The following is a 15086-nucleotide window of genomic DNA, read 5'->3' as shown; positions in this document are numbered from 1 at the left end:
CTCAGCGCACTCGGTTTGTTGCCAGATATGCGATACCCCCAGCCAACAGCCCCCAGACTGCCGCGCCCAACCCAAAAACCGTTATTCCAGAGGCCGTAATGGCCAGTGTCAAAATAGCCGCTTCGCGCTCGACAGGGACGTCCAGCGCGGCATGCATGGCATTGGCTAGGACCCCGATCAGGGCCACACCTGCCAGAGTGCCCATAAGCAGCGGGTCGGCATGGGCGGCAAAACTGGTGATCGCCACGGCAAAGATACCGAAGAGGCAGTAGAACACGCCACCCATGATTGCCGACCAATAACGCTGCGCCGGATCGGGGTGGCTTTCCTCGTTGGAACACATCGCTGCGGTGATTGCGGCCAGGCAGGTTGCAGGCGCCCCGAAAGGGGCCGAAAGCATGCTTGCGCCACCGACGGATGAAAACAACCGGCCGGGAACAGGATCAAAGCCAAAGCTGCGCATCACCGCGACGCCGGGGATATTCTGTGTCGCCATCGTGACGATAAACAGCGGTACGCCGATCCCGATGGCCGACGCGACCGAGAATGATGGCATGGTCCAGATCGGAGCCGCGATCAAACGATCCGGCATCAATTGGGCATCTCCTGCGTTCAGCGACACAATGATAGCCGCCGCGACCACAGCTGCCGGAACCGCGATCAACCGATTGAAACGGCCCGCGACAAACCACGTCAGGATCACCGGCAACGCCTGCCATGGAATCTCGATCGCCGCCTTGAAGGGCACAAGGCATAGTGGCAAGAGCACGCCTGCCAGCATTGCTTGCGCCAGTGTTGTGGGAATTGCTGCTGCCAATCGTCCCAACGGCTTCCACAGCCCTGCCAGAACCGTTAATGCTCCGGCGCACAGGAACGCACCAATCGCGCCTGAAAATCCCTCGACCGGAGTGGCCGAGACGGCTAACAGAGCGGCCCCCGGAGTCGACCACGCAACGCTGATCGGCATTTTGTATCGCAGGCTGAGGACGATGGCTGCAAGCCCCATGGCAATCGCCGCACTCATCAGACCCGAGGCGGCTTCCTGCGATGAAGCTCCCATTGCGCCCAACCCTTGCAATACGATGGGAAACGAGCTGAAGAACCCGACAATGGCCACAACCAACCCGGTTGAGACTGTCTGCATCGGAGGGAAAGATCGCATCGTCAGTGCCTCGCCAGGTTGTGTCGCCGAAGTGCTAACAAGCGGGGCGTGGCGTGAACAAGGGGAAAGCTCTGAGGGTAAAGAAAAACCTCACCGCCGGTTGGGTGGTGAGGTTCATTTTCTATATATCAGCAGCAGGAAAAAGATCAGGCGATTTCAGCCAAACGGGCGAGAGCTTCGTTTAGCTTGGCTTCTTCTTCTTCGCGGGCGGCAAGGTTAGCTTTGGCTTCCGCAACAACCTCTTCCGGGGCCGATGCCACGAATTTCGGGTTGTTCAGGCGTCCGCGCAGACCGCCGAGTTCCTTGGCCAACTTGCCTTTGGCTTTTTCCAGCCGTTCCTTTTCCGCACCAATGTCGATGATGTCCGCCAGTGGCAGGCCAAAGGAGGCACCGGGGGCGGCAATCGAGATCGTGCCCTTGGGCAGTTCATCCGCCTTGGTCAGGCTGTCGATCCGCGCCAGACGTTTGATCAGCGCTTCGTTGCGGTCCCATGCCGCTTGGCCGTGCGCGTCAATCTCAGTCACCAGCATCGGCACGTAGAGGCCAGCAGGAACCCGCATCTGTGCGCGGGCCGAGCGGGTGTTTTCGATCACCGAGATCACCCAGTTCATTTCTCGATCCGCATCCGCGTCGATCAGGTCGGCAGCGGCATAGGTCGGCCAATCTGCGTGTACGACCATTTTGGCACGCTTACCGGTCAGGCCCCACAGCTCTTCGGTGATGAAAGGCATGATCGGGTGCAGCAGAACCATGCACTGATCCAGAACCCAGCGCATGGTGGCGCGGGTCTCGGCCTGTGCCTCGGCGTCATCGCCTTGCAGCAAGGGTTTAGAGAGTTCCACGTACCAGTCGCAGACCTTGCCCCAGACAAAGGCATAAAGCCCGTTGGCCGCGTCGTTGAAACGATAGCTTTCCAGCGCCGCGTCGACCTCTTCCCGCACACGGGCGGTTTCACCGATGATCCAGCGGTTCACGGCGGCTTTGGGTTTCAGGTCAGCCACGTCCAGTTGCGGGACAGCGTCGGTGAAGACCTCATTCATCTCGGCAAAGCGGACGGCGTTCCACAGTTTGGTGCCGAAGTTACGGTAACCTGTGATGCGCTCGCGCGACAGTTTCAGTACCCCGCCAATAGCCGCCATCGAGGCATTGGTAAAGCGCAGCGCGTCAGCACCGAATTCGTCCACGATCTCCAACGGGTCGATCACGTTGCCGGTGGTTTTGGACATCTTCTTGCCCTTCTCGTCGCGGACGAGCTGGTGCAGATAGACGGTGTGGAACGGGATCTCGTTCACTACGGCCAGTTGCATCATCATCATCCGCGCGACCCAGAAGAACAGGATGTCAAAGCCGGTGATCAACACATCGGTTGGGAAATAGCGCTCTAACTCTTCGGTCTTTTCGGGCCAGCCCAGCGTGCCGATAGGCCAGAGGCCGGAAGAGAACCATGTGTCGAGCACGTCGGGGTCGCGCCAGACCGGGTAGACCAGCTTGGTCGGGTCTTGTTCGACTGCGTATTGAGCAAGGCTTTCGGCGAACTGATGGATCGCTTCCTGCTTATCGGCAACTTCGATGACCGTCGCGTGGCTCAGCGGGCTGGGTATATTGGCATTGTCGTCGAGGAATTTCTCTGTAACTGCCTCAAGGCTTGCCGCGCATTCCATGACATTGCCACGATGCAGCATGCCGCCTTCGTTCAGCAAACGACCCAATTCGACCAAATCAAGGTCGCCGTCGTTTTCGTCGTCCTTGAAATTCTCAGCCGAGAGATCGAGGCCATACCAAACCGGTATCTGATGCCCCCACCACAGCTGGCGCGAGATGCACCAGGGCTCGATGTTTTCCAGCCAGTGGTAATAGGTCTTCTCGCCCGACTCGGGGATGATCTTGACAGTGCCGTCCTTGACCGCGTCCAGCGCAGGGCCGACGACCTTTGCGGCGTCGACGAACCATTGGTCGGTGAACATCGGCTCGATGACGACTTTCGAGCGGTCGCCGAAGGGCTGCATGATCGGTTTGCTTTCGACCAGCGGCACCAGCTTGTCCGCGCCTTCGTGTTCCGGCTTTAAAGCGGTCGAACCCAGACGTGGATCATCGGCGCGAGTCATGACAGCCAGACCGTCTGCAGTGATCTCCTCAACCACCTTCGCACGTGCTTCGAACCGGTCGAGGCCGCGCAGATGATCAGGGATCAGGTTGATCGCGTCGATCTCGTTCTCGGTGAACTCTCGCCCGCGCGCGTATTCCTGCGCCTTGTCCGCCTCTTCGGCATAAGGCGCACCATCGGCGCGCATTGCGCCTTTGGTGTCCATCAGGCGATACATTGGAATGCCGCCGCGCTTGGCGACCATATTGTCGTTGAAGTCATGTGCACCGGTGATTTTCACCGCGCCCGAGCCGAAATCTGGATCAGGGTAATCATCGGTGATGATCGGGATCTGACGGCGATGCTCTTTCGGGCCAACCGGGATTTCGCAGAGTTTTCCGACGATGGGCGCATAGCGCTCATCCGATGGGTGAACCGCAACTGCGCCGTCGCCGAGCATGGTTTCGGGGCGAGTCGTGGCGATCGAGATATAGTCGCGCTCTTCCTCCAGCACGATATTCCCGTCCTCATCTTTCTCGACGTAGGTATAGGTCTCGCCGCCCGCCAGCGGGTATTTGAAGTGCCACATGTGGCCTGCAACTTCGATATTCTCGACCTCAAGGTCCGAAATTGCGGTCTCGAAATGCGGGTCCCAATTGACCAGCCGCTTGCCGCGATAGATCAGGCCCTTTTCGTACATGTCGACAAAGACCTTGATCACCGCGTCGTGAAAATTCGCAGAATTTTCGTGGCCCGTGCGCGGGTCACGCGGCGCACCAGCCATGGTGAAAGCATTACGCGACCAGTCGCAGCTGGAGCCCAAACGCTTGAGCTGCTCAATGATCGTGCCGCCGTATTCGCCCTTCCATTCCCAGACCTTGTCCAGAAACGCCTCACGTCCCAGCTCACGACGTCCCGGCTGCTGGGTGTTGGCCAACATCTTTTCCACCTGCATCTGCGTGGCGATACCAGCGTGGTCCTGACCGGGCTGCCATAGAGTGTCGAACCCGCGCATCCGGTGCCAGCGGGTTAGAATATCCTGCAGTGTGTTGTTGAACGCGTGGCCCACATGCAGCGCACCCGTCACGTTCGGTGGCGGGATCATGATGGTAAAACTCTCGTCGCGCGATTTGTTCGCGCCTGCCTTGAAGGCTCCGGCCGCTTCCCAGGCCTGATAGATGCGGGCCTCGGCCTCGGCCGCGTTGAATGTCTTTTCCATCGCCATGGGATGCGTCCTGCGTCAACAATATCGGGTCAGCGCCTGCAATAGCGAATGGACGCAGGAAGGGGAAGGCCCTGCGCGGCGGTCCTGCAATGATCAGCCGGGATTTGATGGGGCGGGCGCATAAAGATCCAGCTTTTCGCTGGCCCCTTGCCCCATCGCCTTGGCCTGATCGCTGCGGATGCGCGCGTGCAGGTCCAGCGCCTCAGGAGCAAACAGCTCGGTCGGCTCAGGGATATGGATGAAATTCCCCACCCGGTCCTCGCCCCGCGCCAGAATGGCATAGTCGCGATCCGCCACTTTTTGCTGCGCATTGGGGTTGAGATAACGGATAGCAAGGCCAATTCGACGATCATCAGATACGTTCGGCCCTGACCCGTGAATGGTCAGCCCATGGTGCAGCGACATCTGGCCGGGCTGCAACTCGATATGGGTTTTGTCTTCCTCCGCGACATCGACTGCCACCTCTTGCCCACGCGACAGAAGGTTGTTGTCGGAAAACGTATCATTATGCGGCAGGATCGGGTTCTTGTGGCTGGCCTTCACGAAATCCATGCAGCCACTTTCAACCGTCGCAGGGGACAGGGCGATCCAGGCGGTCAACTGGTCCGAGGTTTCACCCATACCCCAATATGTCAGGTCCTGATGCATGCCCACCACTTGCGTCGTGCGCGGTTCCTTGATGAACAGCTCAGCCGACCACAACAGCAGGTCTGGGCCCAAAACACCTTCGACAACGTCCAAAACGCGCGGGTCCAACGCGATGCGAGTGGCGAATGGCATCACCACATGCGCGTTGATGCGTTTGTACATGTTCAGGGGTAGCGGCAGGTCAGCCTCGCGCCAGCTGGCCTCGACATCTTCCAACTCGGCACGGTACCCGGCGGCTTCTGCGGCAGAGAACACGGGGATCGGAAATATAAACCCATCATCCCAATAGGCCTCGGCACTTTGGCTGTCCAATCGGCCATCCGTCAGCTTGATTTCTTTGGGCATGGAAACCTCCACTCGACTGAATTTAGGTTCAGCCTAGGCGCGGCCCAGATCGGCGCGCAACGCTGTTTCCAGACATGAATGTCGCTTTCAGACCGTGCGGGGTTAATTTTCTCAGCCACTGGACAAGGTCCTGCTTCACGCTAGGGTCGCGCATTCAGGCAGCCAGAGGATCATCCCATGGAAAAATTCGGCAAAAGCCAGCCCATCAAACGGACCGAGGACCAGCGGTTTCTGACCGGGCAGGGGCAATACATGGACGATTCTGTGCCCGAGAATGCGCTGTTCGCAGCATTCTTTCGCAGCCCGGTGGCGCATGCCACGATCACGTCGCTGGACCTTGAAGATGCACGTACAGCGGATGGGGTGCGCTTGGTCATGACGCTGGAAGATCTGACTGCTGCCGGGATCGATACGGTGATGAACGCGACTACAGTCGCCAACCGCGACGGCAGTCAAGGCGCTGCGTCCGAGCGGAACATGCTGGCCAAGGACCGCGTGCGTTTCGTCGGAGAACCCGTTGCGGTCGTCATTGCCGACTCGTTGTTACAGGCCCGCGATGCAGTCGAATTGATCTGGATGGAAACCGAAGACCTGCCGGTCAAGATGGATGTCGCTGCGGGTGGCGAACCTTTGCATCCACAAGCCCCCGACAACCGCGCCTTTGACTGGGGCTTGGGTGATGAGAAAGCGACCAATGCCGCCTTTCATGCAGCGGCGCGCACCGTCGCGCTGAACGTGCATGACAACCGGGTCATCGTGAGCTCGATCGAACCGCGTGGCTGTCAGGCCGATTGGTCGGGTGGCCGTATGCATTTCTCATATGGCGGGCAGGGTGTCTGGGGGATGAAAGCGCAACTGGCACAAAAGCTGAAACTGGACCCCGAGGCGATCCGTGTTACTACGCCAGATGTCGGCGGCGGATTTGGTATGAAGGCGATGCCTTATCCCGAATATTTCACCGTTGCTGTTGCTGCCATGAAACTGGGCCAGCCGGTGCACTGGATGTCGGACCGGTCCGAAGCGATGTTGTCCGATCACCACGGCCGTGACCTGACCTCACTGGCGGAGCTCGCCTTTGATGCCGATCACAAGATCACCGCCTATCGGGTTCACAGCAAGATCAACCTTGGTGCCTATAACAGCCATTTCGCGCAGGCGATCCAGACCAGCCTATTCAGTAAGGTTTTGATGGGTGTCTACGATGTTCAGACCACCTACTTGCGGGTCGAAGGATTCTTCACCAACACCACGCAGGTCGACGCCTATCGCGGTGCCGGGCGACCCGAGGCGATCTATGTGCTGGAACGCGTCATGGACCGTGCTGCGCGTGAGTTGGGGATTGATCCGTGGGAGTTGCGGCGCAAGAATTTCATCCGACCCGAAGCTTTCCCCTATAAGACGGCAACCGGCGAAACCTATGATGTGGGTGAGTTCGACATGGTCCTCAGCCGCGCCGCCGAACAGACTACGGGCTTTGAGGCCCGCAAGGCGGCGGATGCCGAAAACGGTCTGATCCGGGGTCAGGGGCTTTGTTACTATATCGAAAGTATTTTGGGAGACCCTTCCGAAGGCGCGAAGATCGAGTTTTGCGAGGACGGAACGGTGAACCTCTATGTCGGCACTCAGTCCAATGGGCAAGGGCACGAGACCGTCTATGCCCAGTTCCTTTCGGACCAGACAGGGATTCCTTCGCACCTGATCAATGTTGTGCAAGGCGACACGGACAGGCTGGCGCAGGGCGGCGGAACCGGCGGATCACGCTCGGTAACGACCCAAAGCAACGCGACACTGGTCACAGTTGATACGATGATCGCCGCATTCACGCCCTATCTTGCGGATAAGATGGGTATCGAGGAAATCGATGTGACCTTCGACCATGAAACCTTCCGCGCACCCGGGTCCAACCTGACCCCCACGCTGACCGAGGCGGCCGAGATGGCGCGCGCAGACGGGCGCGCCGATCTGTTGCAGCACGAAGCCCGCGCCACGCTAGATGCACGCAGCTATCCAAACGGCGCACATGTTGCCGAAGTTGTTATCGATTCTTTCACTGGTGAAACATGGGTCGACCGCTACACGGTGGTGGATGATTTCGGCAATCTTATCAACCCGATGCTGGCCGAGGGGCAGGTGCATGGCGGGGTAGTGCAGGGTATCGGCCAAGCACTGACCGAGCATGTTGTTCATGATGCCGAGGGGCAACTGCTCACGGCTTCGTTCATGGACTACGCCTTGCCCCGCGCTGCTGAGATACCCATGATAGAGTTTACCTCGGCGCCGGTTCCGTCAACCGCCAACCCGATGGGGATGAAAGGCTGTGGCGAGGCAGGCACCGTGGGCGCACTGGCCGCAGTGGCGAACGCGGTACAGGATGCGCTCTGGGATCACGGGGTGCGGCGGGCGGATATGCCTTTCACACCTCACAAAGTTTGGGAATTATTGACGCATGGTTCTGTCGCGGCTGAGTAGAAAGGTACTGGGATGGCTCGGACGGCCTCTGCGGTCCGAGCACTCGGCCGAAACGCGCCACCGCGAACCTATCAGCCATGTCATCATTCTTGACGGCACCATGTCGACGCTGGAAGCAGGGCGGGAAACCCACGCGGGCCAGACCCTGCGCCTGTGCTGCGAGATGGGCAGCCAGGTTTCGGTTTTCTACGAATCCGGCGTGCAGTGGGAAAGCTGGAAGTCGACTATGGACGTGATGATGGGGCGGGGTATCAACCGTCAGATTCGTCGGGCCTATGGTTATTTGGCTTCGCGTTACAAACCCGGTGATAAGATCTTTTTCATCGGCTATTCGCGCGGCGCATACGGGGTCCGCAGCCTTGCGGGCGTGATCGATGCTATCGGGTTGCTCAAGGCCGAACACGCCACTGTCCGCAATATCAAACAGGCCTATCGACACTATGAATGTAACGCCAATGGCGAAGCGGCGGCGGTCTTTCGTCGGGAGTTCTGTCACGAGGATGTCGCCATCGAGATGGTCGGCGTCTGGGACACGGTCAAGGCGCTGGGCCTGCGCCTGCCGCTGCTCTGGCGCTGGGCCGAGGAACGCCACGCCTTCCACAACCACCAGCTTGGCCCGGCCACCCGCCACGGCTATCACGCCATGGCGCTGGACGAGACCCGCGAAGTGTTCGAGCCGGTGCTGTGGAAATGCACGCCTGACTTCAAAGGCCATATCGAGCAGGTTTGGTTCCGCGGCACCCACGGCGATGTTGGCGGCCAGCTGAACGGGTTCGAAGAGGCCCGCCCCCTCAGCAACATCTCCCTGATCTGGATGCTCGACAAGGCCGAGCTGCACGGCCTGCCCCTGCCCGAAGGTTGGCGCGACCGTTTCCCTACCGATCCGCATGCGCAATCCGTGGGCACCTGGCGTGGCTGGGGTAAGATTTTCCTGCTGCGCAAGCATCGCAAAGTAGGGCGTGACCGGTCAGAGAAACTGCATGTCTCGGTTTCGCCTGAGGAACTACCCCGATGGGTGCCGATGCCAAATCTGCCTTCGCATCCGGCGCAGTAACAGAAGCAACAGCTTGCCTTCCTATGAAAGTTGTATCAACAGCAGCCACAGCATTTCTGTCCCGTCAGTGCCGGGTGGACGTCTTAGCATCATCGAAAGACATGTGATTTATGCCGGATCCATACTTTTCTGAGCTCAAATACTTAGGTGGCCCGACCCTGGATTTTATTGAGGTCGCGGTTGACGCTGGTACGGATGTCTCGGGGTTGGTCGTGACGATCTATTTAAGCAATGGCTCGATCCGAACCACCAATACTCTGGCCGGTATCACGCCGACAACGGTTGCCGGTCGCGATATCTATGTTATCGACACGACAAGTTCCGGGACATTTAACGGATTGGGTAAAACCAATGGTATCTCGCTCTCCGAAGGGACAACGGTTTATCAGTTTAATTCTTTCAGCGATCCTCCAAGTCCCGGCCCGATCACTGCGAACACTGGCCCGGCCAACGGTATGCAATCGACAGTCATCGGGCAGGCCGGCGCTGGCGATTCCCTGGTCTCGACCGACAATGGCGGCACATATACAGTCAATACCGATCCCACCCCGGGTAGCATCCCCTGTCTGACTGCGGGCACACTCGTATCCACTGATTTGGGTCCGGTGCCAGTAGAAGATCTGAAGCCTTGCCAGCTGCTTTTGCTGGCGCGGGGTGGCAACCAGCCTTTGCTGCAGATCTTGCGCCGTTCACTCACTGCGCGCGAGTTGCGCCGCAATCCGAAACTCTATCCAGTGCGAATTTGCGCGGGCGCACTTGGACAAGGCCTGCCCCGACGTGATCTGCTTGTCTCGCGTCAGCATCGCATGCTGGTGTCCTCGGCGATTGTGAAACGCATGTTCGGTCGTTCTGAGGTTCTGGTCGCCGCGATAAGGCTGACCGATCTGCCGGGGATTTATGTCGATGAAACCGTGGACAGCGTCACGTATTTCCATCTGGTCCTGGCGACGCACGAAGTGATTATCGCCGAGGGTGCCCCGACCGAAAGCTTGCTGATAGGACAGGAAGCGTTGAATTCACTCCCTCCTGCAATGGTCGAGGAACTTACTGTATTGTTTTCGGGCATTTCGACCGGGGGCCTCTCGGATACCAGTTATCTGGTGCCGGACAACGCTCGTCAGAAACAGCTGGTGTCGCGCCACGCTCAACACGCCCGATCATTGCTATCCGACTATACGGAAAGCACCCGTTCCGCAGACTAATGTCGATCGCGCGCTGGCCAATCAAGGCCAACCCCCGCTGTCATTTCTAAGAATTACCGCCGCCGATCTCTGCGCGAACTCATCGGCTGGAACGCCACGCCCACATGCGCCTCGCAGTACGGCTTGCCTGCCTCAACCGGCAGGCCGCAGAACCAGAAATCCTCGGTCGCGGGGTCGCCGACGGGCCATTTGCAGGTTTTCTCGGTCAGTTCCATCAAAGACAGCTTCTTGGCCTTCTTTTCAATCTCGTTGACCTTGGCCAAAGCCTCGGGGCTGATCTCATTGGCCGAAGGTTGCGGAGGCAGCGGCTGGCCGGCGGGTATGATTTGGCGACGGGCCGGGGTGACCGGTTTGGCCTCGGGGGCTGGCACCGGACGGGCCGGTTCAGTCTTGGGTGTCGGTTTCGGTTTGGCCTCGGCCTTGGGCGCGGGGGCCGGTTTTTCCTTAGGCTCGGCCTTTGCCGGGCTTGCACCGGTGGCGCGATTCGACAGACCCAGACGGTGCACCTTGCCGATCACCGCATTGCGGGTCACGCCGCCCAGTTCCTTGGCGATCTGGCTGGCCGACTGGCCCTCGCCCCACATCTTTTTCAGCAGCTCTACACGCTCGTCAGTCCAGGACATCATTTGCCTTTCAAAAGCGGAAAGCGGCCCCGGATTCGGGCCGCCTTGGGAAATCATCTCAGCGCCCTATTCTAAACACTGCGGCCCGAGTTACAAGCGGTCTTCGAATCAGGTATGGGGCAGAGCATGCATAATCTCATGGATCACGACGCACGCCGCTTTGGCGCGGTGAATTGGATGGGCCTCTATACACTGGCGCAGCGCGAAACCCTGCGCTTTCTGGCCGTGTGGACGCAGACCCTGCTGGCACCGCTGGTGACGGCAGGCCTGTTCCTGCTGATCTTCAACATTGCCATTGGTCCCAGCCGACCGGATGTGATGGGGGTGCCGTTTCTGACCTTTCTGGCACCGGGCATCATGATGATGACCGTGATTCAGAACGCCTTTGCCAATACATCGTCATCGATGGTGATCGCCAAGGTTCAGGGCAATATCGTCGATACGCTGATGCCGCCGCTATCGCCGCTGGAAATCCTGTTGGGTTATCTGGCCGGAGGCATCGCCCGCGGAATCCTGATCGCCCTTGTTGTCGCAATCGCTCTGGCGTTGGTTCTGGGCATCGTGCCGCAGAACCCGCTGATCGCACTGATATTCGTGGTTTTAGGTGGCGCGTTCATGGGCGCGCTTGGGCTTTTTGCCGGGATTTTTGCCAACAAGTTTGACCAGATGGCGGCGATCACCAACTTCATCGTCACGCCTTTGGCTTTCTTGTCCGGCACGTTCTATTCTGTGCAGGCGCTGCCGCCAGTGCTCAATCGGCTAAGCCATGCGAACCCGGTCTTCTATCTGATAGACGGGTTGCGCTATGGGATGATCGGCGTGTCCGACAGCTCTCCTTGGTTGGGCATGGCGATCTGCGCCAGCGCGACATTGTTGGTTGGAGGATTGACCTGGCAGATGTTGCGCACCGGCTACCGGCTCAAGGCCTGACGGTGTATCGCCTCGCGCCAGACCAGAATCAGACCTCCGGTCAGGATGATGGCCGAGCCGATCATGCTGATCCCATCCGGTATCACCTTGAATACCGCGAAATCGTAGACGGCAGCGAAGATCAGGGTGGCGTAGCTGATCGGTGCCACAAAAGAGGCATCCGCCCGCGCCATTCCGTTGACGAAACAAGCCTGCGCACAGGCCATTAGCACACCAATCGAGGCCAGCGCCGCCCATTGCTGAGGCGTCGGCATCTGGAAAACGAAACTTACCGCGACTGTCGCAATGGTCAGACCCATCGCATTGTTGATCAGCAGAATCTGGATTGGTATTTCTCGGCCCGAGAGCTTTTTGATAAAGATCAGTTCCATCCCAATTATCACTGCTGCGGTCAGGGCCAGTAATGCAGCGGGTTGAAAGCTAGCGGGCGTCGGACGCAACAGAACCAAAGCACCGATCAAGGCCACGATGGCGGCCAACCAGCGCCACGGGCCGACACCTTCTTTCAGCAGCGGGATCGCCAACATCATGGCAAAGACCGGGTTCAGGAACGAGATAGCCGTCGCATCCGCAATCGGTATGAAAGCAACGGATGCAAACATCAGCGTGATCCCCAGCCAGCCGAAGCTTGTCCGTCCTATATGCAGACCCCAATGCGGGCGGCTCAGGCGGGGGCGCATGATGCCGACGGCTGTCACGATTACCAGAAAGGCAAACAGAAACCGTCCATGGCTGATCTGCATCGGATGCAGGGCAGGGCCAAGCACATCCGTCCCCAGTGCTTTCGCCAGCAATGTGGTCCCTGCGAGAAGGGCGCTGGCCGCAAGGATCAGCAGGGCCGCAAGGGCAGGATTCTGACGTATCGGTGTCATGGTTCAGCCGTGCGCCAGCGTCGGGTAAATGACAAGCGGTAAATCCCGGTCTCAGAATGATTTTTGCCCCGATCGCAAAAACGGGGTTTTCAGACCCGGTGCACCCCGCTATACGGCCTCACATGATCAATACCGCACATATTCTGCGCCTCCGACGCCAAAGCCTGACCGCATAATCGGCCCGTTTGATCCATTTGCGCTGTCCAAATCCGCGCAAACCCCACCAAATCAGTTGACGACCATGGCCCCAGTGTATCACTCACAGGGCTCAAGCTATTCGAAAAGGATGATCCGATGATCCCGTCCGTTCTGCCGACCTATAACCGCGCGCCCCTGACATTCGTGAAGGGCGAAGGCGCCTGGCTGACCGAGGCGGATGGCCGACGTTTTCTGGATCTGGGCGCGGGCATAGCGGTAAACGCGCTGGGTCATGCGCATCCGGCGCTGGTGGCGGCCCTGACGGAACAGGCGCATGCGCTGTGGCATGTTTCAAACCTCTATAACATCCCGCAACAGCAGGCACTGGCGGACAAGCTGGTGGAACACACCTTTGCCGATACGGTGTTCTTCACCAATTCGGGCACCGAATCCTGCGAATTGGCCGTCAAAATGGCCCGCAAGTATTTTTATGACAAAGGTCAGCCCGAGAAGGTCGAGATCATCACCTTCGACGGCTCATTCCATGGCCGGTCATCGGCGGGTATCGCCGCAGCCGGGTCCGAGAAAATGACCAAAGGTTTCGGCCCGCTGCTTCCCGGCTTTGTGCATCTGACATTCGGAGACCTCGACGGTGTCACCAACGCCATCACCGACAACACGGCGGCCATCCTGATCGAACCGGTTCAGGGCGAAGGCGGCATCCGCCCCGTTCCGGATGCAGAGCTGAAAGCCCTGCGCCAGATTTGCGATGATAACGGCCTTTTGCTGATCCTCGATGAAGTCCAATGCGGCGTTGGGCGGACCGGCAAACTCTTTGCCCATGAATGGGCCGGCATCACGCCGGATATCATGATGGTCGCCAAAGGCATCGGCGGCGGTTTTCCTCTGGGTGCGGTTCTGGCCACCGAAGAGGCCGCCAGCGGCATGACGGCAGGCACCCACGGCTCGACCTATGGCGGCAACCCCTTGGGCTGTGCCGTCGGCTGCGCGGTGATTGATCAGGTCGCTACTCCGGCCTTCCTCGAAGGTGTGAATCGCAAGGCAGGCCTGCTGCGTCAGAAGCTCGAAGGCCTGATCGCGGACCACCCCGAAGTATTCGAGGAGGTGCGCGGCTCAGGTTTGATGCTTGGCCTGAAATGCAAACCCGCCAATATCGACGTGGTCAACGCTGGCTATGACAACGAGGTCATAACGGTTCCCGCCGCAGATAACGTGATCCGCCTGCTGCCGCCGCTGACCCTCACCGAGGATGACATCGCACAAGCCCTGATCCGCCTCGAGAAAACTGCGGCACAAGTCGAAAACGCAATGGCTTCGGCCTGAACTCGCCTGATTAAAAAGTGAATTAAAATGAACCACTTCCTTGATATCCACAAAACTGACGCAGGTGATCTGCGGAACATGATCGATCAGGCCAGCGCGATGAAACAGGCGCGCCTTGGGCGTCCCAAAGCCGCCCCCGACGACGAGCAGCCTCTGGCAGGCCGCATGGTTGCGCTGATCTTTGAAAAGCCGTCAACACGGACCCGCGTGTCCTTCGATGTCGGTGTGCGCCAAATGGGCGGGCAGACCATGGTGCTGTCCGGCAAGGACATGCAGCTGGGCCATGGTGAAACCATCGCCGACACCGCCCGCGTCCTGTCGCGCTATGTCGACATGATCATGATCCGAACCTTTGATGAAACCATCCTGACCGAGATGTCCGAATACTCGGACGTTCCCGTTATCAATGGTCTGACCGATCGTACACATCCCTGCCAAATCATGGCCGATGTGCTGACCTATGAAGAGCATCGCGGCCCCATCGCAGGAAAAAAGGTCGTCTGGACCGGCGACGGCAACAATGTCTGCGCTTCATTTCTGCATGCCGCCGGTCAATTCGGTTTCGACCTGACATTCACCGGCCCGGCGCAGCTGGACCCGGAAGAAGAATTCATGGGGTTTGCACGCCAGAAGGGCTCGAAAATCGTGATCGAACGGGACCCGCACAAAGCTGTTGAAGGGGCCGACCTTGTAGTCGCCGACACCTGGGTCTCGATGCACGATTCTCAATCCGCGAAGGAGCGCCGCCACAACATGCTGCGGCCCTATCAGGTCAACGCCGAGCTGATGTCGCATGCCAAGCCAGACGCGTTGTTCATGCACTGCCTGCCTGCGCACCGCGAAGAAGAGGCCACATCCGAGGTCATGGACGGCCCGAACTCGGTGATCTTTGACGAGGCCGAAAACCGCCTGCATGCGCAAAAAGCCGTGATGCGCTGGTGTCTGGGCGTCTGAGGCCGACAGCAATCTGGGAGAGCCATAGATGGCTCTC

The 15086-nt window shown here is 59.1% G+C and carries 11 protein-coding genes; 6 read left to right on the top strand and 5 right to left on the bottom strand.

The features are described 5' to 3' along the window. Position 1 precedes the first annotated feature (1 nt). From AC2TEM_RS08980 to AC2TEM_RS08970, 3 genes are all read right to left on the bottom strand, one after another. Positions 2-1162 carry a benzoate/H(+) symporter BenE family transporter gene (locus AC2TEM_RS08980; protein ID WP_170424251.1) on the bottom strand — a complete coding sequence of 387 codons (1161 nt, stop codon included), beginning with the start codon at positions 1160-1162 and terminating at the stop codon, positions 2-4. 146 nt (positions 1163-1308) lie between these two features. After that, complete coding sequence (locus tag AC2TEM_RS08975; RefSeq protein ID WP_170424249.1) at positions 1309-4470, bottom strand: valine--tRNA ligase; 3162 nt, start codon at positions 4468-4470, stop codon at positions 1309-1311. A gap of 93 nt (positions 4471-4563) precedes the next feature. Then, positions 4564-5463: a phytanoyl-CoA dioxygenase family protein gene (locus AC2TEM_RS08970; protein WP_170424247.1), complete on the bottom strand. Its 900-nt coding sequence runs from the start codon at positions 5461-5463 to the stop codon at positions 4564-4566. 177 nt (positions 5464-5640) lie between these two features. On the opposite strand from AC2TEM_RS08970, the gene AC2TEM_RS08965 reads away from it, so the two are divergent. The 3 genes from AC2TEM_RS08965 (at position 5641) to AC2TEM_RS08955 (ending at position 10188) form a co-directional block, all read left to right on the top strand. After that, complete coding sequence (locus tag AC2TEM_RS08965) at positions 5641-7932, top strand: xanthine dehydrogenase family protein molybdopterin-binding subunit (RefSeq protein ID WP_480856143.1); 2292 nt, start codon at positions 5641-5643, stop codon at positions 7930-7932. After that, the gene (locus AC2TEM_RS08960; RefSeq protein WP_170424243.1) at positions 7910-8986 is read left to right on the top strand and encodes a T6SS phospholipase effector Tle1-like catalytic domain-containing protein; all 1077 of its coding nucleotides are present in this window, start codon (positions 7910-7912) and stop codon (positions 8984-8986) included. The genes AC2TEM_RS08965 and AC2TEM_RS08960 overlap by 23 nt, the downstream gene beginning before the upstream one ends. Positions 8987-9096: 110 nt before the next feature. Beyond that, a complete protein-coding gene (locus tag AC2TEM_RS08955) occupies positions 9097-10188 on the top strand; it encodes a Hint domain-containing protein (protein ID WP_170424241.1) in 1092 nt (363 codons plus the stop codon). Between the two features lie 53 nt (positions 10189-10241). Here the strand turns inward: AC2TEM_RS08955 and AC2TEM_RS08950 are convergent, their stop codons facing one another. After that, positions 10242-10811, bottom strand: a complete 570-nt coding sequence (locus AC2TEM_RS08950) for a GcrA family cell cycle regulator (protein WP_170397240.1) — start codon at positions 10809-10811, stop codon at positions 10242-10244. Positions 10812-10937: 126 nt separating this feature from the next. On the opposite strand from AC2TEM_RS08950, the gene AC2TEM_RS08945 reads away from it, so the two are divergent. After that, entirely contained in the window at positions 10938-11741 is an 804-nt protein-coding gene (locus AC2TEM_RS08945; protein WP_170397238.1) for an ABC transporter permease, read from the top strand. Here AC2TEM_RS08945 and AC2TEM_RS08940 read toward each other — a convergent pair. Beyond that, positions 11723-12613 carry a DMT family transporter gene (locus AC2TEM_RS08940; protein WP_480856142.1) on the bottom strand — a complete coding sequence of 297 codons (891 nt, stop codon included), beginning with the start codon at positions 12611-12613 and terminating at the stop codon, positions 11723-11725. The genes AC2TEM_RS08945 and AC2TEM_RS08940 overlap by 19 nt on opposite strands. A gap of 294 nt (positions 12614-12907) precedes the next feature. On the opposite strand from AC2TEM_RS08940, the gene AC2TEM_RS08935 reads away from it, so the two are divergent. Together AC2TEM_RS08935 and argF are read left to right on the top strand one after the other, a co-directional pair. After that, positions 12908-14095 (top strand): aspartate aminotransferase family protein, encoded by a 1188-nt coding sequence (locus tag AC2TEM_RS08935; RefSeq protein ID WP_170424237.1) that lies wholly within the window; start codon positions 12908-12910, stop codon positions 14093-14095. Positions 14096-14122: 27 nt separating this feature from the next. After that, entirely contained in the window at positions 14123-15049 is a 927-nt protein-coding gene (gene argF, locus AC2TEM_RS08930; protein ID WP_170424235.1) for an ornithine carbamoyltransferase, read from the top strand. The last annotated feature ends 37 nt before the right edge of the window (positions 15050-15086 follow it).

The sequence above is a fragment of the Ruegeria sp. HKCCD3925 genome (assembly GCF_057221175.1).
This window is presented reverse-complemented; position numbering and strand designations above follow the sequence as displayed.

Coding starts and splice junctions, on each gene's coding strand:
- AC2TEM_RS08980 (WP_170424251.1), bottom strand. CDS start 1,162: ATGCGATCTTTCCCTCCGATGCAGACAGTCTCAACCGGGTTGGTTGTG.
- AC2TEM_RS08975 (WP_170424249.1), bottom strand. CDS start 4,470: ATGGCGATGGAAAAGACATTCAACGCGGCCGAGGCCGAGGCCCGCATC.
- AC2TEM_RS08970 (WP_170424247.1), bottom strand. CDS start 5,463: ATGCCCAAAGAAATCAAGCTGACGGATGGCCGATTGGACAGCCAAAGT.
- AC2TEM_RS08965 (WP_480856143.1), top strand. CDS start 5,641: ATGGAAAAATTCGGCAAAAGCCAGCCCATCAAACGGACCGAGGACCAG.
- AC2TEM_RS08960 (WP_170424243.1), top strand. CDS start 7,910: ATGGTTCTGTCGCGGCTGAGTAGAAAGGTACTGGGATGGCTCGGACGG.
- AC2TEM_RS08955 (WP_170424241.1), top strand. CDS start 9,097: ATGCCGGATCCATACTTTTCTGAGCTCAAATACTTAGGTGGCCCGACC.
- AC2TEM_RS08950 (WP_170397240.1), bottom strand. CDS start 10,811: ATGTCCTGGACTGACGAGCGTGTAGAGCTGCTGAAAAAGATGTGGGGC.
- AC2TEM_RS08945 (WP_170397238.1), top strand. CDS start 10,938: ATGCATAATCTCATGGATCACGACGCACGCCGCTTTGGCGCGGTGAAT.
- AC2TEM_RS08940 (WP_480856142.1), bottom strand. CDS start 12,613: ATGACACCGATACGTCAGAATCCTGCCCTTGCGGCCCTGCTGATCCTT.
- AC2TEM_RS08935 (WP_170424237.1), top strand. CDS start 12,908: ATGATCCCGTCCGTTCTGCCGACCTATAACCGCGCGCCCCTGACATTC.
- argF (WP_170424235.1), top strand. CDS start 14,123: ATGAACCACTTCCTTGATATCCACAAAACTGACGCAGGTGATCTGCGG.